The organism is Fictibacillus sp. UD (assembly GCF_043558025.1).
Taxonomy (GTDB): Bacteria; Bacillota; Bacilli; order Bacillales; family Fictibacillaceae; genus Fictibacillus.
This window is the reverse complement of sequence record NZ_JARUHH010000004.1, coordinates 211,771-237,930: the sequence shown is the minus strand read 5'-3', so window position 1 is coordinate 237,930 and position 26,160 is coordinate 211,771. Positions and strand designations below refer to the sequence as shown.

The following is a 26,160-nucleotide window of genomic DNA, read 5'->3' as shown; positions in this document are numbered from 1 at the left end:
GATTTTACATGGGAAAGAGGAGTAGAAGCCTGCTTGAAAAGACTTCTCCCCCTCCTTATTGTTCTTCTCTATCTATTAAAGTCCTTTTTTAGCGATATAGTCAATTAAATCTACAACGCGGTTTGAGTATCCAGTTTCGTTGTCATACCAAGATACTACTTTAACCATGTTTCCTTCCATAACCATAGTGGAAAGAGCATCGATTGTAGAAGAGTGAGTGTCGCCATTGTAGTCAGTAGATACAAGCGGCTCTTCAGAATATCCAAGGATTCCTTTAAGGTTGCCTTCAGCTTCTGCTTTAAGTGCAGCATTTACTTCGTCAACTGTAACTTCTTTGTCTAATTCAACAACTAAGTCAACTAGAGATACGTTTGGAGTTGGAACACGCATTGCCATACCGTTAAGCTTTCCTTTTAGTTCAGGAAGTACTAGAGATACCGCTTTTGCAGCACCAGTTGAAGTAGGAATGATGTTCTCAGCTGCCGCACGAGCACGACGAAGATCTTTATGTGGAAGATCTAGAATTTGCTGATCGTTCGTGTATGAGTGAACAGTTGTCATCATACCGCGCTTCACGCCGAATTTCTCGTGAAGGACTTTTGCGAATGGTGCAAGACAGTTAGTAGTACAAGATGCGTTAGAGATAACATCGTGGCTAGCTGCATCGTACTTGTCTTCGTTAACACCAAGAACTACAGTGATATCCTCATCTGAAGCAGGAGCAGAAATGATTACTTTTTTAGCGCCAGCTTCTAAGTGTTTAGCAGCGTCAGCACGCTTTGTGAAGCGTCCAGTTGATTCAACAACTACTTCTACACCAAGATCTCCCCAGCCAAGTTGTGCTGGATCGCGTTCAGCTAGAACTTTAATTTCTTTGCCATCTACAATAAGTGCATTTTCCTTAACTTCTACAGAACCAGCGAACTTGCCATGAACAGTGTCATGCTTTAAAAGGAAAGCAAGTGTGTCTGCATCGGTTAAGTCGTTTACAGCTACAACTTCTACCTCAGGGTTGTTGAATGCTGCGCGGAATACATTACGGCCAATACGACCGAAACCATTAATACCAATCTTTGTTGCCATGTAAAATGACCTCCTTGATTTAAGAGAGAATTTATTTTTTATATAAAGGGAAAACCCCTTAATAACAAATTGAAAATGAACTTACGGGCGACCCAATAATTGCCGGGCAGCTCCTTCGTCCGTGATTAAAACCTTTTTGGGACCGTGTTTCATGAACGCTGCGATCGCATCGGATTTAGAAGATCCGCCTGCTACCGCCATGATGAAATCACTGTTCTGCAGCTCATCCAGCTGCAAGCCAATCGTACGAACGCGGTGAACCACTTCACCCTGCTGGTTAAAATAATAGCCAAACGCTTCTGCTGCGGCTTTTTCTTCGTCCAGCTTTTGAAGCAGTGAAGAACTAGAGTTCCTGCGTACCGCCATTGTTTTAGCATCGCCAATCCCGTGAAGCACTATACCAGCGGAATGTATGAGCTCCATGACTTCTTTGACACCTGGTTCAGCCATCAGAGAAAGATAAGTTTCTATGCTCAACTGATCAGGCAAATGAAGAAGCCGGTATTCCCCATTGGCTTTCTGAGCCATCGTGGAACAAATGGTGTTCGCTTGGTTTTCCACTTTTTCACCAAGTCCGCCGCGGGCAGGTACAAACAACAATTGCTGACCTTTTTGAATAGGTGACATCATTTCTGCTACTGAAGCGAGCGTTGTTCCGCCCGTTACTGCGATGATGTTACTTGCTGACAGCTGACGCTTCAATCGGTCCACCGCCGCCTTACCCATATCATTTTTCACCCAAGCATCTTGATCACTGTCACCTGGTACAACGATAACTTCTGACAGATTTAACATTTCCTTAAGATCTGATTCTAAAACATGCAAACCTGACAATTCTTTCATCATTTCAGAAAGTTCTACTAAAATATCATGCCCTTCTGAAGTTAATGACATGCCTGCGGTTTGAATGGTTAAAAGTCCTTGATCTTTTAGAAAGGAAACTTCTGAGCGCAGTACTCGTTCTGTCAGATTCAGGGTCGATGCTAAACTTCTTCTTCCAATAGGTTCATGGATTCTTACCACATTTAAAACGTTGTATCGTTTCCGCATTGTTTCCAAAAGATCTGGCAGCAATTTCTTTTGAACCTCTATAAGATTTTTCATTGCACATTCTCCTGATTTAATGGAATAACGATAGAGCTATCGGGATCTGACTAGATTCATTGGACAGTTTTTGTCCCGGTTAGTCATTTTTTGTCCCATTAACTCGTAAAAATAACTTGGTTTAAACCCAAGTTCCATATTACCTATTGTAGATTACCCTGAAAGTGTTTTTTTAAAACGTGCCAGCTTTCACTTTTTGTCATAAAAGTGTCAGATTTCTTTCTGGCAAGTTTATATTATCAAATACTTTCACTACATTTCAACAACTTTTACTTATTAAAAATTAGTAAGCGCTTTCTTTACTTTATCTTTAGAGATGATACCATAGTCAATTTCCTTACCGTCTACTTCAATTACAGGTATCATAAGCCCGTATTTTTCAAGAAGGACGTCATCTTGATAAATGTCGATCACTTCAATGGAAAAAGGAGATTCCCGCTGCAGCTCCTGTAATAGTTTATGTGCCTGATCACAAAGTGGACAATGTACTTTCGTATAAAAAAGGACTTCTTTTTCAACCATTTTTGAGGTCTCCTTCTGATTGGATTTCTTTTGTTATTTTATCATGTTTGAGTTGTTACTGTTTATTAGTGCGGTGTTTTTATAACATGGACACTGTTTCTGTTCGTTTTACATTTTTTCCGTGATGAACAGGTTTTTTCCTTGATAGAGAGCTTTTTTTCCGTGATTATGGTCGTGTTTTCCGTGATAAGAACGGATGAGACGAAGTGGTGTGCATCCCCTATGGAATCAAACCTCTAATTTCCTTGAAAAAGCAAAAGATTTTCTCCTAGTGGAAAAAATCTTTTTAAGAGGTATACCGTTTGCGTTTGGATGAGGAAGGAATATTGAGCTCTTCCCGATATTTCGCAACCGTTCTTCTGGATATCGATAGTCCGCTGTTCTTTTCAAGGAGTGCAGCCAGCATTTGATCAGATAAAGGTTTTTGTTTATCTTCGTTATCTACTAGTTTTTTAATCTCGGTTTTAGCTGAAGTTGCCGACGCACTGCCACCGTCTTGCGTAAAGATTTTTGCTGTGAAAAAGCTCTTGAGTTCCACAGCTCCTTTGGTGGTTTGCAACACTTTGTTCTTCACAGCACGGCTCACTGTCGATTCGTGGACACCGATTTCATCTGCTACTTCTTTTAAGGTAAGTGGTATAAGGTCTGATTTATCAAAGGTTAAAAAATACGTTTCCTGTACCCGTACGATCTCTTTCGTAATGTTAAGCAATGTTTCTCTTCTTTGTTCCAGCGCTTTTTTCAACCAGTTGAATTTTTGAAAAGAGTCATCTAAAAATTTTGATGTTGCACTTTTTCCGTTTAAAAGCGATCCATAGCTGTCGTTCAGTTTTAGAATCGGTGAGTATTGCTCGTTAACCGAAATGTGAAACTTACCATTTTCTTCAGTGACAGAGACATCAGGATATAAATACGACTGGTCGTTTACTGGTGAAAACGCCGCACCTGGTCGCGGTTCAAGCGTTTGCAGAAAATCTGCTGCCTTCTCCACTTCCTGCGGGGTTACGTTCAGGATTGACGCTAGCGTTTTCATTTTACGGTCAGCTAATCGATCCAAATGCTGATCGACAATTATGTAGCTTAACGTATGTTCAAGGTGTTGTTCACGCAGCTGAAGTAAGAGGCATTCTCTTAGATCTCTCGCTCCGATCCCAACAGGTTCAAGTGTTTGCAGCAGACTGATAAGCTCTTCACATTTTTCTACTGTTGTTTTAAATCTGGCTGCCGTTTCTTGAGCGGATACAGTTAGATAACCGCTTTCATCAATGCTTAAAAGTAAATATTGAAAAAGTTTGCGATCCTGTTCTTCAATTGGAAGAAGTATGGACTGCTTATATAGGTAGTCATAAAGGGTTTCTTTTTCGATGATTAAATGTTCAAGATGCTGATTTTCATCTGTACGGCTGTTGATTCCGTTTTTGCGCACACTTTTTTTCAAAGTTGTAAACATGCCTTTAGGTTCTGCGATCTCAATAAGCGGATTTTCTAATGCCTGCTCTTGAAGGTATGATGTCAGTTCAAAACTGGGAACTTGTAAAATGGCGATGGCCTGGCGCAATTCCGTTGTCATGACAAGATTCATGCTCTGTTGTTGAAACAAACCCATTTCCATCTTAAATCCCTCCCCTATTCTTTCATCATACTACAGATGAAAGCGCTGTACATCCTACAAAATTTGGGGTCTGACCCCAAACAAATACAAATTCGTTAAATTTGTATTTGTCAGAAATACACAACTTCCCTTCAAGCTTAAGTCTAATTAGAATCTTGATTAAGCACGTATGTTAAATTGTAAGGGGTCTGTCCCGGGGACAGACCCCTTACAATTTAGATACAAAAAAATGCCAGCACCGCCCGAAGGCAGTCTGGCATTCTAAACTTTACTATTAAAGTTTTGTTACGTTAGCAGCTTGTGGTCCGCGCTCGCCATCAACGATTTCGAAAGATACTTCTTGTCCTTCTTCAAGAGACTTGAAGCCTTCTGATTGAATTGCAGAAAAGTGTACGAATACATCGTTTCCACCTTCAACTTCGATGAAGCCGAAACCTTTTTCAGCGTTGAACCATTTTACTTTACCATTTTGCATGGGTGTTTCCTCCTTACAAACGCTTTTTGTAAGCGTTTTAACTCTTTTAACCGTCTTACTATGTAAATAAAAAGGCATAAAAAAATGCGCACTCATCTGAATAATTCAGAAGCGGATTCAAGTGTTCCACTTCTTATTCAAAAAGTACGACCGCTTTAAATCCAAAACATATTCACAACGTAAAAGGTTGAATTAACTATAACATGCCCAACCTCAATTGTCAAAACAAGGGATGAAATTTTCGATATCCTCTTGCTCGGCCACTTAAATAGGCTATGATAGATAAAGACCGGTATCATCTTTAGAAACTGGTTTATCGAGTGAAGGAGGATGAACTGTGAGCGAAGCGTTTTCAGTACCTTATTTTAAAGAAAATTTTCAGCAATATATTGAACGAAACAAAGATGTTTTTACAAAGACACATGCGATGAATGCTTATTATCGTTCGATAGTCGGGACACTTATCAATGATAATCTCAATAAAAACAGTGAGATCGTGCGCCGTATTCGTAATTTAGAAACCGCTTATATTGAAATTAAAAACGAAAACTAAAGCTTAATTATTCCTTTTTAAGGGTAATGTTTTCTAATGTAGAGGTTTAAAATCCTGCTTCTAGCGGGCATTATGATGATAGCCCATACATAAGGTGTAAGAAGGATATTTAGCAATGCTGGCGAAATGAGTTACATACAGCATATTGTTTGACCTTGTTTGACCTTTTTTGTATGATGACAGTACAGTTTAGTTGAAAAAGGAGAAGGAGGATTTCCATGAACTTAATTCCAACAGTAATTGAACAAACGAACCGTGGGGAGCGCGCTTACGATATATACTCCCGCCTGTTAAAAGACCGTATTATTATGCTTGGCAGTGCAATCGATGATAACGTTTCTAACTCAATCGTAGCACAGCTTCTATTTCTAGCTGCTGAAGATCCTGATAAAGACATCTCGTTATACATAAACAGCCCAGGTGGATCTATCACAGCTGGTATGGCGATTTATGACACAATGAATTTCATCAAGCCGCACGTATCCACAATCTGTATCGGTATGGCAGCATCAATGGGTGCTTTCTTATTAGCTGCAGGTGAAAAAGGTAAGCGTTATGTGCTTCCTAATTCAGAAGTTATGATTCACCAGCCACTTGGCGGAACACGCGGACAAGCGAGTGATATCGAGATTCATGCACGCCGCATTATTCAAATGCGTGAACAGCTTAACAAAATCTTGTCTGAAAAAACAGGTCAACCGCTTGAAGTGATTGAGCGCGACACAGATCGTGATAATTTCCTACTTGCAGAAGATGCTGTTAAATATGGATTAGTTGATAAACTAATCACGTCTGTAGACAGTACAGACATTAAAAAATAATATCATCACAAAAACAGGACTGCTTCATTATTGAGCAGCCCTGTTTTTTTATGTTCTTTTAAAGTACAGCAACAATTTTTCCTTTAACGTGCCTTTCAGCCAGCTTAGTAAGTGCAGCTGGTACTTCTTCTAATGTAATTGTTTCAGAAATCATAGCTGATAGTTTGCCCTCGACCACAAGCTTAGCCAATTCTTCGTTCATCAGAGCAAGATCTTTTTGTGCTTTTACTGAATTAGAAAAATGAACAGCACCTAGTGCAATCTCGTGAAAAGATAGAGCTTGGCTGAAGGGTTTTACAGCAGAATAATCCGGATTTCCAGCAATGAACGCAATCCGTCCATTAAACGCGATGCTTTTTAGCGATTCAGTAGCATTCACTCGGCTAACCGTGTCAAGAACGGCATCTACACCAACTTCGTTTGTTAGTTCCATAATGCGCGTGTGAACGTCTTCTGTCTTATAAAAAATGACGTGATCTGCTCCTAAGCTCTTAACGTATTCTTCATTCTCAGGCGAGCATGTTGTGATGATCGTTGCTCCGACCTGTTTAGCAAGCTGTATCGCAAAACCGCCAACGCCGCCTGCGCCTCCATGGATCAGAATCGTTTCACCTTCTTGCAGGTTCATCTTACGGAATAGTGCTTGATAAGCCGTCATTCCAGCACACGGAAGAGCGGCTGCTTCCTCAAATGACAATCCATCTGGAATTCTAGCTGCCGTATGAGCGGTAGTTAGCGCATATTCAGCGAATCCGCCTTTTTTCGCGAGGTTGCCATGATAGAATACACGGTCTCCTTGTTTGAATTCTGTAACTCCTTCACCTGTTTCTTCAATAACACCCGCTGCGTCTAGTCCTAAAATATGAGGATAGCTCCAGTTCGGATTTCCGTTAGTAGCCGTTTTATAATCCACTGGATTAAGTCCCGCTGCCTTCACTTTCACAAGAACTTCACCTGGTCCTGGAACAGGTTTTTCTGTTTCACTGACCTTCATTTCGCGCCACATGTTTTTGTCTTGTAACAATAAAGCTTTCATCTATTAAGTCCCCTTTACGAGTATTAAGATTATTAAAAATGATACAAGGGACAGTATATCCATTTTGATGCTGTGATAATAGAAAAATGCTCATGGCGGCTGGCTTTAAGCTACGAGTGTGTTTGGTTGTTGGGTGTGTTGGATGTCCTCACTGAATGGACAAAACAGGGATTTGTATTTGTCTGGGGTCTGTCCCCCCCTCGATTGCTTTCAGCATGGCTTTGGCTTTGTTGACCGTTTCTTCGTATTCACGTTCAGGTACAGAATCCGCAACAACACCTGCACCTGCTTGTACATACGCTTTTCCGTCTTGAAACACGATCGTTCGAATCGCGATGCACGAGTCCATCTGACCATTGAATCCTAAATAGCCGATAGCGCCTCCATATACACCTCGAGATTGCTTCTCCAGTTCTGAGATGATCTGCATCGCTCTGACCTTCGGGGCACCTGAAACCGTTCCAGCAGGCATGCACGAGCGCAAAGCATCAAAGAAATCTTTATCTTTCTGCATTCTGCCTTTCACGTGTGAAACCATGTGCATCACGTGTGAATACCGCTCGATTTCCATATAAGAATCTAGCTCAACAGAACCAAATTCACTGACTCGACCAACATCGTTTCTGCCTAGATCCACTAGCATGACATGTTCTGCACGCTCTTTTTCATCTGCGAGCAGGTCTTGTTCATACGCAAGGTCTTCTTCACGAGTCTTGCCTCTTGGACGAGTTCCCGCAATCGGCCTGTTTTCCACACATCCGTTATCTACTTTTACAAGAAGCTCGGGCGAGGCACCTACGATATACGTGTCGTTAGATTTGTAATAATACATATATGGCGATGGGTTCATGGAGCGCAGAAGCCGGTAAACATCAAACGGATCCGCTTCTGTTTCCTGCTCAAACCGCTGTGACAATACGACTTGAAAAACATCTCCAGATTGAATGTATTCTTTCGCCTGCTTCACCATGGAACAGAATTCTTCTGTTGTATGAGAAGAGCGAACTCCGCTGCTTGTTTTCACGGCAACCGGCTGTTCTGCGTTTACTGTCTTGCTTTTCGGGTTTTGCTGCAGCTCTTGATACGTTTCGCGAATTCTCCTGCAAACGTCGTTAAACTTTTTTTGAATGCTTTTATCATTGTCATCAGGTGAAACGTGCAGATTGCACAGGATTGTGGTTTTTTGTTTCAGATGATCAAATACAATGATTTCGTCTGTGAACAAAAATTCCATTTCATTTTCTTGGTTGGATGATGATTTTGGTTTCGGCACATTTTCAAACGTATGAATCAAGTCATAGCCGAAAAAGCCAACAGCACCTCCAGTGAACGGAGGCAGAGAAGAGTGTTTAGGAGATTTGTATCGCGACATATACTCTTTCACGATATCTAAAGGAGAACCTTGTTTCTGTATAAGTTCATCTTCTTTTATAAAATTAAGATCGACTTCGTTCCCTTTGGAGGAAACCACCAAAAAGGGTTTTCTACCGATATACGAGTATCTAGCCCAACGTTCTCCGCCTTCTACACTTTCAAGGAGAAACGCATGCTGCTCGTGTCGCACTCTCTCAAACTGAGAGATGCACGTTTCATGATCGGATAGATATGTGAAACCGATCGGAATCACATTATAGTTTTCTTTCGATAGAGATACAACTTCCTCTAACGTTGGTACAAACATGTATACCTCACCTCTTTCAAAAATATAAAAACCTCTCGCTTGTAACAGCGGAGGCTGATTTAAATGCATCATTAATAAACTAAGAAAGAGGTGTAATCCAGGATTAACTACTCTCAACTCAGCTCAAGCTATGCTCTCTTCTCTCCACTCATCTCAACTCTTACTATTCTCCTGATTAGTGATAAATATATAGGGTTACCCCTTATCTGTCAACCGTTGATTAAGCCTTCAATCTCTTACCGGTAAAAGGAGTGCCGAATCACCCAAACCCAGCAAACACTAAAAAATAATATGAGGCTGAAAATAATCGTAATCATGAAGGCCAAACCTAAGAACAAGCCTGAACTGTGTGGATACTGCAGCGTGTAACCTGCTAATGCCAAGGGATAAAGAAGAATAAAAATCAGCATGGAAACCCAGAAGATGAGCCTTATTGTACTTTTTCGGGGTCTGATCAAATATAGGGTTAAAAGCATGTTCAAGAGTGTTAAACCAGCGGCAAACGACCAGTCATGCATAAAGCTTGTATGATGCAAAATAATCGCCTCCCCTTTTCCTCTATTATCAGTATATAAGGAGATGTTTGTAGGCCAACCCTATAAAATAGAAAAAAACCGCTGTTTGTCCATTCGAGATGGACAAAACGGCGGTTTGTATTTGTCTGGGGTCAGACCCCAATTATTCTGCTTTTGAAACAAAAGCCGATAATGCTTCAATCGCTTCCTTCTCATCAGGGCCATCAACAGCTAATACAAGTTCAGCACCAGATCCTACGGCTAAACTCATAATCCCCATGATGCTCTTTGCGTTGACTTTCTTGCCTTCCTTCTCAACAAATACATCAGACGTATAACGGTTTGCTTCTTGAACAAATAATGCAGCTGGGCGTGCTTGCAGTCCGCTTTTTAACTGTACGGTTACTTTCTTCTCAACCATTCTACCTTACCTCCTCTAACCTTATCTCTCTATTTAAAACATCAATTGATGGGTTGACCGCTTCTAATTTTCGTTGCTATTTCATCAATCTTTCGTAATCGGTGATTTACACCTGATTTACTTACAGGGCCAGATGATACCATTTCGCCCAGTTCTTTAAGGGTAATTTCTTGGTGAGTCACTCTAAGCTGCGCAATCTCGCGTAATTTATCCGGAAGTGTTTCAAGTCCTACTTGTTCATCGATGAATTTGATATTCTCGACCTGTCTCATGGCAGCACCTACCGTTTTATTGAGGTTTGCCGTCTCACAGTTCACCAGACGGTTCACCGAGTTCCGCATATCCTTTAGAATTCGAATATCCTCAAAGAACAAAACAGCATGATGGGCGCCGATCAAGGTTAGAAACTCTGAAATCTTTTCTCCGTCTTTTAAATAGATAATATAGCCTTTTTTACGTTCCAGAACCTTAGCTTTAAGCTTAAATTTGTTCATCAGTTCTGCCAATGCAACCGTATGCTCTTCATACATTGAAAAAATCTCAAGATGATAGCTTGTCTCAGGATGATTCACCGAACCACCTGCTAAGAAAGCTCCTCTCATGTATGCACGGCGGCAGCAGCTTTTTTTATTAAATTCCTCTGCAATATTGCGGGTAAATGTAAACGCCCCGTCAATAATCTTCAAATCTTCCAACAATGCTCTTGATTCTTCTGAAACACGTACAATGTAGACGTTATTCTTTTTCAAGCGCATCTTTTTTCGTACTAAAAGCTCTACGTGATAAGGATAGACACGCTTGATCAGCGTATAAATTCTTCTTGCAATAGCAGCATTTTCAGTCGGAATATCCAGAATCAATTTTCTGTTGCTGAAAGAGATGGAACCATTCATTCGAATTAAAGCAGCCAGTTCAGCTTTTTTACAGCAATCTTTCAGTTCGAGCTGCGTTAATTCTTTTTTTGTATCTGCAGCAAAAGACATCTGCATCACCACCCCTCTTCCATCCATTACAAACCATTTACTATTTTTCTAAAAGTCCTAACAACAAGTCAGAGACCCTTTGAGCATCATGCCTTACAAGCGTACCGTATTGAATAATGTTGTCGCAGACCAGTCCGATTCCGAATGACTTTAACCGTTCCTCATCAAACTGAACCTGTGATGCACCTTCTTCCAAATAAAGGTCCAAAAATTCAGAAGGAATTGTTTCATTGTTCACGATCACAACATCGATAAAATTGTGGCCCACATGGTCAATCAATGCCTGAATGTGATCGCCTGCCGTATAGTCCGTTGTCTCACCAGGCTGCGTCATCACATTACAAACATACACTCTAGGTGCCGTTGCCTCGCGAATGGCTTTAGAGATTCCGTTAACTAAAAGGTTCGGCAAGATGCTCGTATACAGACTTCCTGGTCCGATGACGATTAAGTCTGCTTCTTGTATCGCTTTTACACTCTCACGAAGAGGTTCGATCTTCTCATCTGATAAGAAAACACGTTTGATTTTCTTATTCGACAGCGGGATCTTAGATTCCCCCTGTACAATCGTCCCATCTTCCAACTCCGCGCATAAAATAATGCTGTTTTTCGCAGCAGGGAGTACTTGACCTCTTACGTTTAAAACGCGGCTAAGTTCCCGAATTCCGGTTAAAAAATCACCCGTAATATCATGCATGGCAGCAAGAAGCAGGTTTCCTAGTGAATGGCCGGTAATCCCATCGCCCACTTTAAACCTGTGCTGAAACATTTTTTCCACAAGCGGCTCAACCTCAGAAAGAGCGGCGATCACGTTTCTTACATCACCAGGAGGAGGCATATCATAATCCCTCCTCAGCCTTCCTGAGCTGCCGCCATCATCTGCAACCGTTACGATAGCAGTGATATCAACTGGATAGCGCTTCAGTCCGCGGAGAAGAACAGAAAGCCCTGTTCCTCCGCCAAGCACTACCACTTTCGGCTGCTTTTTCATCTATACTTTATCCTTTCCCATATCTCTGTGAGAGCTGAATGTTACATATTCTTTGGAAAGTGCATTTCCGATATATTCAGCTAGAGCTACAGAACGATGCTTCCCGCCTGTACATCCGATTCCGATTATCAACTGGCTCTTTCCTTCTCTTTTATATTGAGGAACCATAAAATGCAGGAGATCCAGCAGTTTTTCTAGGAACATGTTTGTTTCTGGCCATTTTAATACGTACTCAGAAATATCTGCTTCAAGTCCTGTTCTTGGTCTCATGTGCTCAATATAGTGAGGGTTCGGTAAGAAGCGAACGTCAAATACTAAGTCAGCATCAATCGGCATACCGTACTTAAATCCGAAAGACATCACATTAATTGTAAAAGGGTGAGCCGCATTCGCTGAAAAACGCTGAATGATTCGCTCACGCAACTGAAGCGGTTTTAAGTCGGACGTGTCCAACACTTGCTGAGCTCTTCCCTTTAGTTCTTCAAGCATCTCACGTTCTTGTGTGATGCCTTGAAGAGGGTTTCCGCTTTTCGCCAGCGGATGTGAGCGGCGCGTTTCTTTATATCGACGTACAAGCGTTGCATCCTTACAATCTAAATATAAAATCTGCGGCTGAACATCGGATGAGACCGCTAATTGATCTAGCGTTGAGAACAACTGATCAAAAAATTCACGGCCGCGAAGATCCATTACAAGGGCCACTTTGTTCAGCTTTCCAGCAGATTCTTGCATCAATTCTACAAATTTAGGGAGTAGTGCAGGTGGCAGATTATCAACACAGAAAAAGCCTAAATCTTCAAAGCTCTGCATGGCTACCGTCTTCCCGGCCCCTGACATTCCTGTAATAATCACCATTTGTACATCATGTCTTTCCATGCCATTTCCCCCCAGTTAGCTATGTTCAATTCATATGCGGCTAGCCCAGAGTTATGCTGGGTCTAAGCGATATGCAAGCAATTCAAAATCAGGTGTATACGTAAACGTTCCAAAAATCATGTTGCTTCCATTTGTCATATAGTCAAGTATGTGATGATCCCCAGGTGCCATCGGAAGTTCACGAACCTCTTCAACAGGCTTCCATGAAAGAATTCCTTCTTCACATTCTTCTAATGCAACACCTTCTGATTCTGTTGCAAAAAAGGTAAACATCATCCACTCAGAGACGATTTTGTCGCCTTCTTTAATAATAAAATTAAAGACTCCCTTTAGTTGAGGATTCTTTAAGTAAATACCTGTTTCTTCTCGGTACTCCCGTATAACAGAATCCCGAATAGACTCGGTAGACTCCATTTTCCCACCGGGTGCTACCCACCAGCCCCGTCTAGGCTTTTGAAGCAAAAGCACTTGATTATCTCTAATTAACACACAGTTTGTTACTCTTTGCACTTGTTTCACCTCAGGGCTATGTCCTACTTGTTAGTATACTAAATTATGTAACCCCTCACAATACAGAGGCCTCAAGGGATTGACGTATTTTAGGATTCTAATTTATGGTATTGATCTTATTTTATTATGTGAGAAAATCACCTATTAAATTAATTAAAGCAATTATTTCAACATGTGCACGGATCTGTGCGACATTGACCTGAGAAGCTTCTGAGCAAAATACTCCGTTCACTATGACCGCTTGTTTAAAACTATGAGCATCCTGAAACTAAAAGCTAGCTTTCAGGCATTTACGATTCTCTTCATTGGCAAGGTTGATTGGAGCGCTAGGTTTGAGACTCCTGCGGGACAGGCGGGCAGGTGAGACACTTAAGAGTGAAACGTCCAAATGTGGTTCACCGCCTGCCCCGCGGAAAGCGAAACACCTGGAGCGGAAATCAACCCACTTTCTCTCATATATTAGCCCACAAAAAAAAGGACACGAAGCACAGCTCCGTGTCAAAGTCTTGCCTTTATAAAAAGGGGGTCAATTTCTTATTTTTATATTACCCCACAATTATTTCACCACTGTTACAATCACATTAATTGGAAGTTACGTTTTTTAGCTTTTCAGCTAAGCTCTCTACATAGTGTTGAGCCGCTTGTGCTGCAATACTTCCATCACCTGTTGCTGTAACGATTTGACGAAGTGTTTTTTCACGAATATCTCCAGCTGCAAAGATACCTGGGATTCGAGTTTCCATCTGCTCGTTCGTTTCAACATAGCCGTTTTCGTTCGTGATGCCAAGATCTTTAAATGCTGCGTTTAAAGGCAGCATTCCGATGTAGATGAAAACACCATCCGCTGAGAAATCTTGCTCTTCACCTGTTTCAGAATGAACAAGGGTTACTTTATTCACTTTGTTGTTTTCACCGTGAATTTCTTTTACAGAGTGATTCCAGATAAAGTCGATCTTATCGTTGTCAAACGCGCGCTGCTGAAGGATCTTTTGCGCACGAAGTTTATCACGTCTGTGAACGATTGTTACCTTTGATGCGAAGCGAGTTAAGTACACTCCTTCTTCAACCGCAGAGTCACCGCCGCCGACAACAACGAGCTCACGGTTTTTAAAGAAAGCTCCGTCACACACGGCACAATAGGAAACACCGCGGCCAGAAAATTCTTTTTCTCCCGGTACGCCAAGCTTCTTATATTCAGCACCTGTTGAGATGATGATCGAACGCGCTTTATATGTTTTGCTTCCAGCTTTAATCGTTTTGTACTCTTCGCCGTCGATGATTTCTTTTACATCACCATATGCGTATTCAGCACCGAATTTTTTTGCATGTTCGAACATTTTGTTAGAAAGTTCCGGTCCTAAAATGTGATCAAAACCAGGATAGTTTTCAACGTCTTCTGTATTTGCCATCTGTCCGCCAGGAATACCTCGCTCAATCATGATCGTATCTAGATTAGCTCGGGAAGTATAAACCGCTGCAGTCATACCAGCTGGCCCTGCACCAAGAATGGCAACATCATAAATTTTTTCTTCAGTCATTAAAGCCCACTCCTTATATAAGGAAATTCTTATTTATTATATCTTTATCCTATCGGCTCATAGGAGTAAAGTCCATCATTCTGCTCAGACGTCCCGATTTACCCAGCCGATCAGTTTTTTTATCCTTAATGACAGCATAGAAACCGAAATTTCATAATGCTCAGCCACGGCTTTTTGAGTAGATCGTCCCTTTTGTTTGCGAGCTAAGTGATCGATTGCTGCAGCGATTGCTTTTTGATTATCAAAGATTCGTTCTCCAGACAGTTCAGCAAATTTAATCGCTTCTGACCAATAAAAGAGAACGTGTTCATCAAGTGCTGAACCTTTTTCTTTTATGAAAAGAAGTACGTCTAGTGCCTCGCTGATGATTTCAGATGGGCTTCCTACTTCCACAAGTTCGCCATCATGAGCTAATTTGATAGAAAGTTCCGGTTGATGTTCGAGCATTATGTTTGCCGCAATCTCTTTAGCGAGAAGAGATTCTTCTTCACGCAGGCAAAAATCACGTAGGGTCGCATAAGCCTCTTCATTTTTATTCCCTCGCAAAAGAAATAAATGCGTAATTTTATTTTTTTCCAGTCCTTTACGTACCTGCTGAATATGTTCCATCGCTTTCATTTGACGATCTTTTTTCGGTTTGTTCTGATTGCTTGAAGGCACACGATATTGATAGTCTCCACCTGAAACAGTCAGCTCATCCTTCATCGCTTTTTCCATATAAAACGGCGCAACATGTCCTTCTGGATCAAGCTCAATCACTTTTTTCCACGTCTTTAAAGAGAGTTCTTTTTGTCCAAGCGCATAATGCGAGACCGCTAGCATATGTGTTGTAACAGGATCATAAACAAATGACGATTTTTTTAATGTTTGAAGCCATTTGTTAGCATAAATATGTTCTTCTAATAGCCCGAACGTATTACCAAGCTTGTAACGGTGCTCAGGGTGCATCGGGTGGACTGTCTTTAAACGCTCAACCAGCTTTCCGCCAGGCTCATCCATTCCTAAATGGAACAAAAAGATTGCTAAATTACAAAGAGCATTTAGGTTTCCTGGATTTTTTTCCAGTACATCCTGAAGAACATCCATCGCCTCATCAAATTCGCTCTTATAAAAATGAGTAAGTGCTAAGTTGTTATAAGCCGCCCAAAACTTCGGATGATCGGTGATGATTGATCGCAGCTGCTGCTGTGCAAGCGGAAGGTCTCCCCGTTCGATCGACTGCCTCGCTTCATCATGCAGTTTGATCAACTCCTCTTCTGTAGAAAGAGGCAAATTGGCAGACTTATTTCCTGTTTCAAGTGAAATAAGATCTAAGAGTTCTTGCGTATCTTCAACAAACTCGCCGTCCGGATCGTATTCGATATATAAAGAAGCATGTTTCTCCGCATCCGAATACAACCCTAAGTGCGCAAAGTTATTCGCGAGGAAAAAGTGACATTCTGAGAGTTCAGACCCCGCTTGCTCTAATGCGCTTAACAAATGTTTATTGGATTCTTCATATTCACCGATCTCAGCGAGCGTTGATGCAAGCTGACATAAAAAAGAGGGCTCTTCCGGCTGGAAGGTAACGGCCCGCTCAAACATTTTTTTTGCTGTATATAGATCACGCCTGTTATAGGCTTTTATTCCTTTTTCAAAAAAGTAATCCCCATCCTGGATAAAGGGAAGAACACGGCCGCTGACTGCACTGGCACTTTTTTGTTTATGCATAATTTAGTTCCTCCATCTACTATGTAAACTCACTTCATTCTTCATCGCACAGTTTACAAAGTTTTCAACCCAAAAATTATAACATAGGCTAATTCGAGTAACACCCCTTAAACTGTAAATAATGGGCAGGAAAGTTTCGACAAAAATGATGAAGGGCGGTGTAGTAGGCGATGAGGAGGGTGGGATAGCTTTTTGTGGGCGAGCTAAAATCTCCGCGAGCGAGCATATATCTCTGTGGACACTCATAAATTCCAGGAATCGCTCGTAAACGCCAAGAACCGCTCGTAAACTCCAGGAATTGCTCGTAAACGCCAGGAATTACTCGTAAAATCCAAGAATCGCTCGTGAAATCCAGGAATCGCTCGTAAAATCCAGGAATCGCTCGTAAACGCCAGGAACCGCTCGTAAACTCCAGGAATCGCTCGTAAATGCCAAGAATCGCTCGTAAACGCCAAGAATCAACCGTCATGTTCCAAATTCCACAAAAAAAACAACCGAGAGCTTACCCTCAATTGTCTTTTTTCGTATGTCTTTCTTTTAATGTAGTTAAAATCTCAGCCAATGGTACCTTTTGCTCCTGTAAAAGGACCAATACATGATAAAGAAGGTCTGAAACTTCCCACTTCAGCTCTTCAGGATCACGATTTTTCGCCGCGATGATGACTTCTCCGGCTTCTTCTCCTACCTTTTTCAAAATCTTATCGACTCCGTGTTCAAAAAGGTAAGTTGTGTACGCTCCTTCAGGCATCTCATGCTCTCGTTTTGCAATGACTTCTTGCAGCTCTGTCAAAATCGCATATCGATCAGCGTTTGGTGCATCCGCTTTATCATCAGCACTGTAAAGCGTTTCTGAAAAACAGCTGTATGATCCTGTATGGCAAGCCGGTCCTTGAGGCTCGACTAGAACGACTACTGCGTCTTGATCGCAATCGTAGCGGATGCTTTTTACTTTTTGAGTGTTTCCGGACGTTTCGCCTTTGTGCCATAATTCCTGTCGTGATCTTGAAAAGAATACCGTTTCACCAATTTCGATTGTTTTTTCAAGCGATTCTCTGTTCATATAGGCGACTGTCAGTACCTCTTTTGATTGATAATCCTGGACTACAGCAGGAATCAGTCCTTTTTCGTCAAAGTTCAGCTTTTCCAAATTCATCGTACAGACACCCCCAACTTTCGCAATTCTGTCTTTACCTCTGCAATCGATGTTTCTTTATAATGAAAAATACTAGCAGCAAGCCCAGCATCTGCTTTGCCATCTGTAAAAGCATCATAAAAATGCTTTGAAGATCCGGCACCGCCTGATGCAATGACAGGAACCGTTACGGCTTCACTCACGGCTTTAGTCAATTCCAAGTTAAATCCAGACTTTTCTCCATCTTGATCCATGCTGGTTAACAGAATCTCTCCAGCACCTCGGTTGACAGCCTCTTTCGCCCATTCAGTGACTTCCCACTGAGTGGGTTTACGCCCTCCATGGGTATATACGCGCCATGAGCCGAGTTCTTCATCATACTTTGCGTCAATGGCAACAACGATACATTGTGCACCAAAATAATCCGATCCTTCTGTGATCAATTCCGGCCGCAAAACGGCTGCAGTATTCACTGAAACCTTGTCAGCGCCTGCTCGTAAAACTCGCTTCATGTCTTGAAGTTTATTAATGCCGCCCCCTACTGTAAAAGGGATCGCTAGTTCTGCCGCAACTCGTTCAACTACTTCAACCATCGTTTCCCGTCCCTCGTGACTTGCAGAAATGTCTAAAAACACGAGCTCATCTGCTCCTTCTGAGTCATAAAAGCGCGCCAGTTCAACAGGATCTCCAGCGTCAACAAGATTGAGAAACTGAATGCCTTTTACCACACGGCCTTCTTTAACGTCCAAACAAGGAATAATTCTTTTAGTCAGCATTACTTCACACTTCCTAACGCATCTGACAATGTGAAACGATCTGTGTACAAGGCTTTGCCGATGATAGCACCTGCAATTTTACGATCATCATTTTTTAAGTTCACGAGGTCCTCGATAGAGCTTACACCGCCTGATGCAATGACTTCTTTACCTGTGATACCGGCTAATTCGCCGATTGCTTCCACGTTCGGCCCTTGCAGCATACCGTCCTTAGAGATGTCGGTGAAAATAAAGGTTTCCGCACCTTCTTCTACAAGTCGTTTCGCTAAGTCGATTGCTAAAATATGCGAAGTTTCTAGCCATCCTTCTGTTGCTACAAAACCATCACGTGCATCGAGTCCAATTGCCACTCTAGATCCACCATACTGAGCTAATGCTTCTCTAACAAAATCCGGGTCAGAAACAGCGGCACTGCCTAAGATCACACGGTCAACTCCAGCATCCAAGTAATAAGAGACATCTTCCATTGAACGAATGCCTCCACCAATCTGAACTTTTGCGGTAAGTTCTTTTGCAACACGCAGCACATGCTCGTGATTGATTTTTCGGCCGTCCTTTGCACCATCGAGGTCAACCATATGAATCCACTCTGCCCCTTGATCCGCAAACTGTTTGGCCATATCAAACGGAGAATCTCCGTAGATCGTCTCTTGATTATAGTCTCCTTGCATCAGCCTTACACATTTTCCGTTACGCATATCAATGGCTGGATACAGTATAAATGAACTCATCTTTGTTTTCCCTCCTCAACAAAACGGCAAAAATTTTGCAGCATTCCCATGCCCGTTTCAGAGCTTTTTTCAGGGTGAAACTGCGTACCCATAATTCTTCCGCTTCCTACAACAGCAGGTACTTCAACGTCTTCATAGTTAGCGACCGCTGCTAGAACTTCTCGATTTTCAGTTTGCACAACAAAGGAATGTACGAAATAAACATATCCTTCATCTAAGCCTCTCAATAACGGCTGTTCATTTTGTAAAAAGTTAAGATTGTTCCATCCCATATGTGGCACTTTATACGAAATGCCCTCACTCGTTGTTCCTGAAAAACGCTCTACTTTTCCAGGCAGAAGTCCAAGTCCTTTAGTTAAGCCATTCTCAGTACTTTCATCAAACAGCAGCTGCATGCCAAGGCAGATGCCCATGAGAGGCTTCCCGCCAGCTGCTTCTTTTTTTATAAAATCAGCGAGTCCCGTTTTCTCTAATTCAGTCATCGCATCTTTAAAGGAACCAACTCCAGGAAGCAGCAATCCATCGACTTCATGAAGTTCCTCAGGATTGCCAGAAAGGATATAAGGTTGGTTGATTCTTTTTAAAGCGGAACAGACAGAGTGAAGATTGCCCATTCCATAGTCGATAATTCCGATCATTTATAACATTCCTTTCGTAGAAGGCACTCCTTTAACACGTGGATCGATCTGTGTTGCTTCATCTAATGCTTTTGTAAAAGCTTTGAAGATGGCTTCAATAATATGATGCGTATTTGAGCCATAGTGAACGATCACATGAAGGTTCATTCTTGCTTCTAGTGCAAGTTTCCAGAAAAATTCATGCACGAGTTCTGTATCGAATGTACCTACTTTTTGACTCGGAAACTCTGCCCGAAACTCTAGATGAGGACGGTTGGATAGATCAATCACGACTTGAGCCAGCGTTTCATCCATCGGCACAAACGCATTTCCGTAACGTTTAATCCCGCGCTTATCACCTAGTGCTCCTTGAATGGCTTGTCCAAGACATATCCCTACGTCTTCTGTTGTATGATGGTCATCGATCTCAACGTCTCCTGCTGCATTTACCGTCAGATCAAAATGTCCATGGCGCGCGATCGCATCTAACATATGGTTTAGGAATGGGACGGGTGTTTGAATATCCGCTTGTCCTTCTCCATCGATATCTAAAGACAAACTGATTTGAGTTTCTTTTGTATTCCGTTCAATCGTATGTTGTCGCAGCTGCTTTTTCATTTACTTGTCCTCCAGTCGAAAATCGATCGCTCTCGCATGCGCTTCTAATCCCTCTAAGCGGGCAAATGCTGAAATTTTACGGCCATTTTCGTTAATTGCTTGTTCACTATATCTGATGACACTTGATTTTTTCGTAAAATCATCCACGTTTAGCGGACTTGAAAATCGTGCTGTCCCACTCGTAGGGAGTACGTGGTTGCTGCCTGCAAAGTAATCCCCAACAGGCTCTGAGCTATATTCTCCAAGAAAAATAGCTCCGGCGTGTTTAATTTTTCCGAGAAGACTCATTGGATCTTTCGTCATGATCTCTAAGTGTTCAGGTGCGATCTGGTTGATCACATCTGCGCCTTCTTGAAGTGAATTGACGATATAGATAGCGCCATATTCCTGAATTGCCTGCAATGCGATATCTTGTCTTGGAAGTTCAGCAAGCTGTACCTCCACTTCAGTTGAAACTTTTTCAGCAAGCTCTTTTGAAGTTGTTACGAGTACAGCTGCAGAACGCGGATCGTGCTCTGCTTGTGACAATAGATCTGCTGCAATATATCGTGCGTTTGCGGTTTCATCAGCTAATACGGCAATTTCGCTCGGTCCTGCAATCATATCAATATCACAGACGCCAAATACTTCGCGCTTTGCTAGAGCTACAAATATATTACCTGGCCCAACAATCTTATCTGTCTTTGGCACAGATTCTGTTCCGTATGCGAGTGCTCCAATCGCTTGAGCGCCGCCAATTTTAAACATTCGTTTAACACCGGCTATAGAAGCGGCTGCTAATACGGCAGCTGGAAGTTTTCCATCTTTTCCTGGAGGCGACACGAGAACGATTTCCTCCACACCTGCAACGCTCGCAGGAATCACACCCATCAATACTGATGACGGGTAAGCCGCTGTTCCACCTGGAACATAAACACCTACAGAATCAAGCGGTGTTACTTTTTGACCTAATAATGTTCCATCTTCACGGGTGAAAAACCATGATTGCCTTCTTTGTTTTTCATGATACTCACGAATGTTTGCGGCAGCTTCTGTAATGATTTCAACCATTTCTGAATCAAGTGAGGAAATAGCCTCATCAATTTCAGTTTTCGTCACTTGGAGTGATTGCAGAGAAACGCCATCAAATTTTTCCGTATATTGAAAAAGGGCTTCATCACCCTTTGTTTTTACGTTTTGAAGAATTTCAAGAACAGCTTTTCTTTGCGCTTCTGTATTTTGTTCTACGCTTCTTTCAAGGTTTTTCAATTCCGATACAGCTTGTATTTTCATTGAATACCCTCCTTGCTTTCAACGAGTGTGCGCATCCGTTCCACGAGATCGTTGATTTTTGCTGCATGAAGTCTATAGCTTGCAGGATTCACAATCAGACGTGATGTAATATCTGCAATTTTTTCAAGTTCTACGAGTCCATTTTCTTTTAGCGTTCGGCCTGTTGAAACGATATCGACAATTCGATCCGCCAGTCCGATTAACGGTGCGAGCTCGATTGATCCGTTCAATTTGATCACTTCGACCTGCTGTCCTTGCTCTCTAAAATAATGAGAAGCAACATTCGGATACTTAGAAGCAATTTTTGGTGCTACTCGCTGATCATTCCCGCCTGGCAGACCTGCAACAGCCAAATAGCATTCAGAAATTTTAAGGTCCAGCACTTCATACACGTCACGCTCTTCTTCAAGCATAACGTCCTTGCCGGCGATCCCGATATCCGCTACCCCATGTTCCACATAGGTAGGGACGTCCATCGGTTTTGCTAAAATAAATCGAAGTCCTGCTTCAGGTGCATCAATGATCAATTTTCTGGATTCATCAAATTCAGGAGGCAGCGGATAACCAGCTTGTCTTAGAAGTTCCACAGCTTCCTCAAAAATTCTTCCTTTAGGCATTGCCATCGTTAAAACCGTACTCATGAAAAGTCCTCTCCTTGCTGACTTCCGATTAGATAATGAACGTCATCGAAACGTTTGCTGAATTCATCTACGTTTTTTACCCCAGCCAGATCTTGCATCACAACAAGTGCGCCTTCTGCTCGTTTGGATTTTGCCATTTGCAGCGCTTCTTTTCTGCGCTTCCCTGTATATAAAATACACTGTCGGTTTTTATTGTCACCTTTATTTCCTAACGCTTCTATAAAATAGTCCATGCGGATCGCAAAACCGATCGCTGGTGCTTTGCGATCAAATTGGCTGAGCAGATCATCATAACGGCCACCGCTGGCAATTGGCGCACCGATGCCTGCTGCGTATCCTTCAAACACAATTCCTGTGTAATAGCTCATGTGACTGAACAATGTAAAATCAAAAACAATATTCTGTGCCGCATCATATTCTTCAAGTAGGTTGTATAACGTCTTTAATTCTTGGAGCGTTTGCTGTCCTTTCGAGTTCGGATTTAGAGCCAGCGCTTCATCCAGAACTTCAACACCGCCTCTTAAGTCCAATAGTTTCAACAAACGCTGTGTATCTATAGATGATAGCGGAAGCTGCTTCACATGTGACGTGTAGCCTACATAATTTTTTTCGTTCAGATAACGAAGCAGTTCACCTGCTCGGCTGTCATTTCCTAAAATATCGGCCAGGAGCTCTTGAACGAAGCCAATATGACCAACAGCTACTGTAAAGGAAGTGATGCCGCTCTTTCGAATCACCTCTGTCATCAGTGCGAGCGTTTCTGCTTCCGCACTTGCCGTTCCTTCACCGATCAATTCAATCCCTACTTGTTCGAACTCAGCTGGCCTTCCGCCTTCACGCTGCTGAGCACGGAAAACGGGAGAACTATAAGCTAGACGAAGCGGGTATGCGACATGTTTCATGCTCGATGATACGACCCTCGCAATCGGAGCGGTCATGTCCGGGCGGAGTACTAACGTTTTGCCTTCCATATCGAGCAATTTAAAAAGCTGCTGATCTAAAATAGCAGAAGCCTCACCAACTGTATCGTGATATTCAAGTGTAGGAGTCTGAATGAACTGATAGCCCCACGACTCCATCTCAGTTTTTATTGTATTTTTAATGTCTTCATTTTTTTGATAAAACGCGGGCAGCGTATCGCGCATTCCTGCCGGCTTTTCAAATACAAACGGTTTTGACATGTTCCTTCATCCTTTATATGTGAAGTGAATAATAAGTTATAAATCTTTATATGTGAAGTGAATAATAAGTTATAAATACTTTAGTCTGCTAATGTACTACCATGATAAAGATTTAGTTGTAAGTCTACACTTCCTATTGAAAACTGTCAACCAATTCACACGAATTTTCTGTTTCTTTTCAGGAGTTAAGAAAATGGATTTCAGGGAATAGTATGTAAAATAAATTCCTACATACGAAAGGACGGAATACGTCTTGTTTAATCGCATCTTTTTTATTGCCATTATTATTGGTGTACCGCTTTCTGTTATCGGAAGTATGCTGCATTGGCCAGCAGTCATACTTTTTGTTATCTATTGTGCAACGATCGTTGCCCTTGCTGGTTACATGGGCCGTGCCACTGAAAGTTTGGCGATTGTTGCAGGGCCTCGAATCGGGGGGACTGCTGAATGCCACTTTCGGAAATGCTGTCGAACTTATCATTTCTATTTTTGCCTTAAAAGCCGGTCTCATAAGTGTAGTATTAGCGTCATTGACGGGTTCTGTACTCGGTAATCTTTTACTAGTCGGCGGATTGTCCTTTTTTATAGGAGGATTAAAGTTCAAGCAGCAAAAGTTTAACGTCTATGATGCCCGCCATAACGCTGGATTGCTCATTTTCGCTGTTGTAGTCGCTTTTGTTTTCCCTGAGGTCTTTTCTTATAAACTGAACGATGCCGATTCACTTACATTAAGTGTTTGGGTAGCTGTAATCATGATCATTCTGTATATCGCTGCTCTGTTGTTTAAGCTCGTTACCCACCGCGGTGTGTATCAGTCAGAGCACGACGATGCGCATTCAGATGAAACGGCCGAATGGAGCAAATGGAAGGCTTTGATTATCCTTGCTCTTTCTACTGTTGCAGTTGCTTATGTTTCTGAAAAGCTCGTTCATACATTTGAAGAGGTTGGTGAAACATTAGGTTGGAGTGAAGTGTTTATTGGGGTAATCATTGTTGCGATCGTCGGAAATGCAGCAGAGCACGCTTCAGCGATTATTATGGCTTACAAGAATAAGATGAATGTTGCGGTAGAGATCGCAATCGGTTCAACGCTCCAGATCGCGATGTTTGTCGCCCCACTACTTGTATTGATTTCTCTGTTTTTCGAAAAATCAATGGCACTCGTATTTACATTGCCTGAACTTGTTGCGATGGTGTTATCCGTTTTCCTTACGATCTCTTTAACTAGCGACGGGGACACAAACTGGTTTGAAGGACTTACATTGCTAGCCGCCTATCTAATCATGGGTGTTGGGTTTTATCTTCTTTAAGATAGGTGAAGGCTATTTTGAGCCTTCACCTATTTTTTGTGTCTGGAACAGTGGAATTTCCAATTAAAGTTTACTTAAAATTATTTTTTCGGATATAAAGCTGTATGGACCAGAAGAACAGATAACTTATATGTCCTCCCTGTCCATACACAATTTCCTGATTTCCACCTAATAATGCAAAATAGGCATAAAAAGCATAAAAATTTGATACAGTTTAGAATAAAGGACAAGTTTAGGGCGGGTGTGATGATGGAAAATTACTTATCGATTGGATCTTTTCCAGTAAAAATGGTGTGGCTTGCGATTTTAGGTTCAGCTTTGATCGCTTATGGAGTTATTAGTCTGAAACTTAGAAAAGAAACGGATAAAAAACAGCTTTTGGACGTGTTAAGCAACGCTGTCGTTCTGTGCTGGTTGGTATGGAAGATCAGCTATGCGGTGCTCCATCCCCTTCTCATTGTTAAACAACCGCTTAATATTTTGTATTTTAACGGAGGAGAAACGGGGCTTGTTCTAGGTATTATTGTTGCTGTTGTCTATCTATTATGGACATCTGGAAAACAAGAGCTCGATAGAAGCAGAGTATTTTACACTGGAATATTAGCTCTCTCATTCTTCTTTTCGTTTTATTATGGAGCGCATTTTGCAGCTACGAAACTTTTAGCAGACGGATTAATCTCACTGTTTTTTACAATCCTCTCCATCTACTTATATACGGCAGGCTCTTTTGAGTTAAGAAAAACGGTGCTATCCATGCTTGTTACCGCACTCTTTTTTTCTGTCCTTACCAATACCCCGCTTGGAGGTAAGAAAGAGGAAGCTATTTCAACGGCTGCATCTGGCATCAAAAATGGAAATTCTGCACCTGATTTCGAATTAACAACGATCGAAGGAGATAAGGTGAAGCTTTCTGACTTAAAGGGCAAAGTCGTGTTTGTTAACCTCTGGGCAACATGGTGTCCGCCGTGCCGTGCAGAAATGCCAGAAATGGTTCGTTTTTATAAAGACCATTCATCGAAAAACGTTGAAGTACTAGCGGTAAACTTAACAGACAGCGATTCTGAAAAAGAAGTGAAAAAGTTTGCAGAGGAGTATAAGCTGAACTTTCCTGTTTTATTAGATCCAGATGGGAAAGTAGGAAATACGTACAAAACGGTCACCATTCCGACGACTTTTATTATCGATAAAAAAGGAATCATCAAACAAAAGCATATCGGACCAATGAGTTACGAGATGATGGAAGATTTTTATCAATCCGCTCAATAAAACAGCAATTACTAAGGAAATTTCACTGAACAATCGATCACATTTTTTAAAGAAGTACAAAAATGCTGGCTCACTCACCTGTTTGATAGGTGGATGAGCCAGCTTTTCGTTTGTGTTTGCAAGTGAAATTTAAAAATTTCACGGTAATCGATTTTTTATTCACGGTAATTCCAAATATATTCACG

27 protein-coding genes and 1 pseudogene are annotated in these 26,160 nt (G+C 41.7%); 4 read left to right on the top strand and 24 right to left on the bottom strand.

Going from position 1 to position 26,160, the window contains the following annotated elements:
- Positions 1 to 75: 75 nt before the first annotated feature.
- The 5 genes from gap to cspD form a co-directional block, all read right to left on the bottom strand.
- Positions 76 to 1,083 carry a type I glyceraldehyde-3-phosphate dehydrogenase gene (gap, locus tag P8610_RS09275; RefSeq protein WP_066292564.1) on the bottom strand — a complete coding sequence of 336 codons (1,008 nt, stop codon included), beginning with the start codon at positions 1,081 to 1,083 and terminating at the stop codon, positions 76 to 78.
- An 81-nt stretch (positions 1,084 to 1,164) separates the two neighbouring features.
- On the bottom strand, positions 1,165 to 2,187 hold the full coding sequence (locus P8610_RS09270) for a sugar-binding transcriptional regulator (RefSeq protein ID WP_394604134.1): 1,023 nt from the start codon (positions 2,185 to 2,187) through the stop codon (positions 1,165 to 1,167).
- A gap of 276 nt (positions 2,188 to 2,463) precedes the next feature.
- A complete protein-coding gene (locus tag P8610_RS09265; protein WP_394604133.1) occupies positions 2,464 to 2,709 on the bottom strand; it encodes a glutaredoxin family protein in 246 nt (81 codons plus the stop codon).
- A 286-nt stretch (positions 2,710 to 2,995) separates the two neighbouring features.
- On the bottom strand, positions 2,996 to 4,321 hold the full coding sequence (rpoN, locus tag P8610_RS09260; RefSeq protein ID WP_394604132.1) for an RNA polymerase factor sigma-54: 1,326 nt from the start codon (positions 4,319 to 4,321) through the stop codon (positions 2,996 to 2,998).
- Positions 4,322 to 4,595: 274 nt separating this feature from the next.
- Complete coding sequence (gene cspD, locus P8610_RS09255) at positions 4,596 to 4,796, bottom strand: cold-shock protein CspD (protein ID WP_066245685.1); 201 nt, start codon at positions 4,794 to 4,796, stop codon at positions 4,596 to 4,598.
- 337 nt (positions 4,797 to 5,133) lie between these two features.
- Here cspD and yvfG point away from each other — a divergent pair, with 337 nt between their 5' ends.
- On the top strand, positions 5,134 to 5,349 hold the full coding sequence (yvfG, locus tag P8610_RS09250; protein ID WP_066245683.1) for a protein YvfG: 216 nt from the start codon (positions 5,134 to 5,136) through the stop codon (positions 5,347 to 5,349).
- A gap of 218 nt (positions 5,350 to 5,567) precedes the next feature.
- A complete protein-coding gene (clpP, locus tag P8610_RS09245; RefSeq protein WP_137791692.1) occupies positions 5,568 to 6,170 on the top strand; it encodes an ATP-dependent Clp endopeptidase proteolytic subunit ClpP in 603 nt (200 codons plus the stop codon).
- 58 nt (positions 6,171 to 6,228) lie between these two features.
- On the opposite strand, the gene P8610_RS09240 is transcribed toward clpP, so the two are convergent.
- From P8610_RS09240 to P8610_RS09150, 19 genes are all read right to left on the bottom strand, one after another.
- Positions 6,229 to 7,206 carry a zinc-binding dehydrogenase gene (locus P8610_RS09240; RefSeq protein ID WP_394604130.1) on the bottom strand — a complete coding sequence of 326 codons (978 nt, stop codon included), beginning with the start codon at positions 7,204 to 7,206 and terminating at the stop codon, positions 6,229 to 6,231.
- Between the two features lie 148 nt (positions 7,207 to 7,354).
- Positions 7,355 to 8,887 carry an anthranilate synthase component I gene (gene trpE / locus P8610_RS09235; protein WP_394604129.1) on the bottom strand — a complete coding sequence of 511 codons (1,533 nt, stop codon included), beginning with the start codon at positions 8,885 to 8,887 and terminating at the stop codon, positions 7,355 to 7,357.
- Between the two features lie 236 nt (positions 8,888 to 9,123).
- The gene (locus P8610_RS09230; protein ID WP_394604128.1) at positions 9,124 to 9,423 is read right to left on the bottom strand and encodes a hypothetical protein; all 300 of its coding nucleotides are present in this window, start codon (positions 9,421 to 9,423) and stop codon (positions 9,124 to 9,126) included.
- A 142-nt stretch (positions 9,424 to 9,565) separates the two neighbouring features.
- Complete coding sequence (locus tag P8610_RS09225) at positions 9,566 to 9,823, bottom strand: HPr family phosphocarrier protein (RefSeq protein ID WP_394604127.1); 258 nt, start codon at positions 9,821 to 9,823, stop codon at positions 9,566 to 9,568.
- 41 nt (positions 9,824 to 9,864) lie between these two features.
- Complete coding sequence (gene whiA, locus P8610_RS09220; protein WP_394604237.1) at positions 9,865 to 10,806, bottom strand: DNA-binding protein WhiA; 942 nt, start codon at positions 10,804 to 10,806, stop codon at positions 9,865 to 9,867.
- A 40-nt stretch (positions 10,807 to 10,846) separates the two neighbouring features.
- Positions 10,847 to 11,797: a gluconeogenesis factor YvcK family protein gene (locus tag P8610_RS09215; protein WP_289494517.1), complete on the bottom strand. Its 951-nt coding sequence runs from the start codon at positions 11,795 to 11,797 to the stop codon at positions 10,847 to 10,849.
- Positions 11,798 to 12,673 (bottom strand): RNase adapter RapZ, encoded by an 876-nt coding sequence (rapZ, locus tag P8610_RS09210; RefSeq protein ID WP_289494516.1) that lies wholly within the window; start codon positions 12,671 to 12,673, stop codon positions 11,798 to 11,800.
- A 51-nt stretch (positions 12,674 to 12,724) separates the two neighbouring features.
- Positions 12,725 to 13,183 (bottom strand): NUDIX hydrolase, encoded by a 459-nt coding sequence (locus P8610_RS09205; protein WP_394604126.1) that lies wholly within the window; start codon positions 13,181 to 13,183, stop codon positions 12,725 to 12,727.
- 581 nt (positions 13,184 to 13,764) lie between these two features.
- On the bottom strand, positions 13,765 to 14,721 hold the full coding sequence (gene trxB / locus P8610_RS09200; protein ID WP_289494513.1) for a thioredoxin-disulfide reductase: 957 nt from the start codon (positions 14,719 to 14,721) through the stop codon (positions 13,765 to 13,767).
- An 84-nt stretch (positions 14,722 to 14,805) separates the two neighbouring features.
- Complete coding sequence (locus P8610_RS09195) at positions 14,806 to 16,431, bottom strand: tetratricopeptide repeat protein (RefSeq protein ID WP_394604125.1); 1,626 nt, start codon at positions 16,429 to 16,431, stop codon at positions 14,806 to 14,808.
- Between the two features lie 242 nt (positions 16,432 to 16,673).
- Positions 16,674 to 16,886: a hypothetical protein gene (locus tag P8610_RS09190; protein ID WP_394604123.1), complete on the bottom strand. Its 213-nt coding sequence runs from the start codon at positions 16,884 to 16,886 to the stop codon at positions 16,674 to 16,676.
- Between the two features lie 53 nt (positions 16,887 to 16,939).
- Positions 16,940 to 17,584 carry a bifunctional phosphoribosyl-AMP cyclohydrolase/phosphoribosyl-ATP diphosphatase HisIE gene (hisIE, locus tag P8610_RS09185; protein WP_394604121.1) on the bottom strand — a complete coding sequence of 215 codons (645 nt, stop codon included), beginning with the start codon at positions 17,582 to 17,584 and terminating at the stop codon, positions 16,940 to 16,942.
- Positions 17,581 to 18,339, bottom strand: coding sequence for an imidazole glycerol phosphate synthase subunit HisF (gene hisF, locus P8610_RS09180; protein WP_394604120.1), 759 nt, complete (start codon positions 18,337 to 18,339; stop codon positions 17,581 to 17,583). Before hisF ends, hisIE begins: the two co-directional genes overlap by 4 nt.
- Positions 18,339 to 19,070, bottom strand: a complete 732-nt coding sequence (gene hisA / locus P8610_RS09175; protein ID WP_394604119.1) for a 1-(5-phosphoribosyl)-5-[(5-phosphoribosylamino)methylideneamino]imidazole-4-carboxamide isomerase — start codon at positions 19,068 to 19,070, stop codon at positions 18,339 to 18,341. The genes hisF and hisA overlap by 1 nt, the downstream gene beginning before the upstream one ends.
- On the bottom strand, positions 19,067 to 19,708 hold the full coding sequence (gene hisH, locus P8610_RS09170; protein ID WP_394604118.1) for an imidazole glycerol phosphate synthase subunit HisH: 642 nt from the start codon (positions 19,706 to 19,708) through the stop codon (positions 19,067 to 19,069). The genes hisA and hisH overlap by 4 nt, the downstream gene beginning before the upstream one ends.
- Positions 19,709 to 20,305, bottom strand: coding sequence for an imidazoleglycerol-phosphate dehydratase HisB (gene hisB / locus P8610_RS09165; protein WP_394604117.1), 597 nt, complete (start codon positions 20,303 to 20,305; stop codon positions 19,709 to 19,711).
- Positions 20,306 to 21,577: a histidinol dehydrogenase gene (gene hisD / locus P8610_RS09160; protein WP_394604115.1), complete on the bottom strand. Its 1,272-nt coding sequence runs from the start codon at positions 21,575 to 21,577 to the stop codon at positions 20,306 to 20,308.
- The gene (hisG, locus tag P8610_RS09155) at positions 21,574 to 22,218 is read right to left on the bottom strand and encodes an ATP phosphoribosyltransferase (RefSeq protein WP_289494505.1); all 645 of its coding nucleotides are present in this window, start codon (positions 22,216 to 22,218) and stop codon (positions 21,574 to 21,576) included. The genes hisD and hisG overlap by 4 nt, the downstream gene beginning before the upstream one ends.
- Positions 22,215 to 23,399, bottom strand: a complete 1,185-nt coding sequence (locus P8610_RS09150) for an ATP phosphoribosyltransferase regulatory subunit (RefSeq protein ID WP_394604113.1) — start codon at positions 23,397 to 23,399, stop codon at positions 22,215 to 22,217. The genes hisG and P8610_RS09150 overlap by 4 nt, the downstream gene beginning before the upstream one ends.
- A 253-nt stretch (positions 23,400 to 23,652) precedes the next feature.
- Between P8610_RS09150 and cax the strand changes: the two are divergent.
- Both cax and P8610_RS09140 read left to right on the top strand, forming a co-directional pair.
- A pseudogene (gene cax, locus P8610_RS09145) lies at positions 23,653 to 24,709 on the top strand (calcium/proton exchanger).
- Between the two features lie 249 nt (positions 24,710 to 24,958).
- Positions 24,959 to 25,975 (top strand): peroxiredoxin family protein, encoded by a 1,017-nt coding sequence (locus P8610_RS09140; protein WP_394604112.1) that lies wholly within the window; start codon positions 24,959 to 24,961, stop codon positions 25,973 to 25,975.
- Positions 25,976 to 26,160 lie beyond the last annotated feature (185 nt).